General features: G+C 58.3%; 1 protein-coding gene. It reads right to left on the bottom strand.

The window, feature by feature from the left end; translation table 11 throughout:
- Positions 1-541 precede the first annotated feature (541 nt).
- Entirely contained in the window at positions 542-1,099 is a 558-nt protein-coding gene (locus FS320_RS42980; RefSeq protein ID WP_152718600.1) for a hypothetical protein, read from the bottom strand.
- Positions 1,100-1,648 lie beyond the last annotated feature (549 nt).

Here is a 1,648-nt window from a genome sequence, read left to right as displayed (position 1 = left end):
ACTTTTACTTTACTCTTTCCGGTATTTAGGTCCGGAGCGTGCCACGCATTTCAAGAGCTTAGACCCACCGGGGAACAGCTGGAAAGGGCGGGAAATGGTTTTCACTCAGTTATGGTGACGGTGCCGTTGGTCATGCCCCAATTTCCGAAGCCGTGTAGGGGATTGGCGAGGCAGTTCCGATGGCCCTTTGGATCACTTTTAAGCTTTGGCTTCCGTCCAAGCCTCAATGGCTTCGCGAATGTCGTCCGGCAGGTCGTGAGGGAGTGGCATCAGTGACAAGGCCTTATCGGGTGCGATCTCAGCGAGAACGGCATGGTACTGTTCCGTTCTTTCTTGCTGGGCCGCCTCCAAATCTTCTGCAATGCCCCGCCAGATAGGTTTGAGAACAAGCAGAAGATGCTGAACAGAGCACGCATGATTTGCTTCCCCGTTGGCGGTTGATGATACGACGTATCTTGGCGATTTCGCGGCATCGTGACGTGCGCCGACGCACGTGCCGCCCGAGCCCGCCGAAAGGGCTCAGTCAGGGCGCAGCTGTATTTTAGGCCTTCGGCGTTGGTGGAGCAGGGCTTCCCTGAGGTGCGCCTCCAGATGGATTCGTATGTGCGCTCTGCGTCGACAGCGGGAAAGCTGCCTTGGCAGGCTGTGGCGGCTTGCGCGCGTCCTCAAGGGCACTACGAGCCGCCTCAAAAGCCATACGCGCTTGCTCCCCCCTCTGATCGATCAGATCGGATCGCCCTTCAAGAGCCCTCAGGAAGGTCATCATCTGCTCTTCTACCTGGGTAACTTTTGCGTCCAGACCTGAAATCCTTTGCCAGAGTTGGTTCTCGTGGAGCCCAAAGAGGGCAACGATCAGAGATGCCGCAAAGGTTACGATCATCACCGGACCCGCTATCTCAGGGGCTTGCCCTGCACCGAGGAGGACCAGACAAGCGAAATTTAGGAGAGCGGTCGCAACAATCGTAATCGACCGCCGTGTGAACAGGGAAAGAAGCGTAGGCGCAAAGAGAAGCCCGAGTGCGAACCAGAACGGGAGAGAGTTTAGAGCCTCTAAGGGGCGTTCGAGCAGGCCTTGAATTCTTAGCGCCAAGTCGGTCATGCTTGCCTCCTATGCGGCCCGTTGGAGAGAGAACTGTCGGATAGGTATGTTGGATGCAGAGAGCCTTTGCTCAAAACGACTCTCTGGCACCTCTCCCGGGTACACTGAGCCGAACGTGACCCATTCTCAGCCTCCAGCCCCGGATGCCGCGTCGGAGGAGCGTGCGCCTCCCGTGATCTTCAGTGATGGCCTCTCGAACCCGGAGCGGCTCTTGGCCTTCCTGGCCTGTCATTCGGCCTCGAACCCAGACCCCGTCACTTGCTCGGCGGAAACCTTTGAGTGGCCTTGGGTCTTTGCTCAGGGTGAGAGGGTCACAACCGGCGCCGACGGCGACCCCTCTGCTATCGCTATTTGTTTCGAATATTCAGCCGGTTGCGCTTGCCCCTACCGGGATCAATGTTTCTAAGCTGATTTACATCCGGCTAGATCCTCGGCCCAGAGGATTTGACGAGTTGGGGATGGCGGAGGAGGGGCAGGCCTTCAGGGGCGACCAACACCTCGATGCTTCGCGCCACTCCGGGCTGACGGCGGATCAAGCCGGCGCGTTCC

It is taken from the genome of Microvirga tunisiensis (genome assembly GCF_009296175.1).
GTDB classification, from domain to species: Bacteria; Pseudomonadota; Alphaproteobacteria; order Rhizobiales; family Beijerinckiaceae; genus Microvirga; species Microvirga tunisiensis.
Note: the sequence above shows the minus strand (reverse complement) of the source record. Positions and strands in the feature narration are given on the sequence as shown.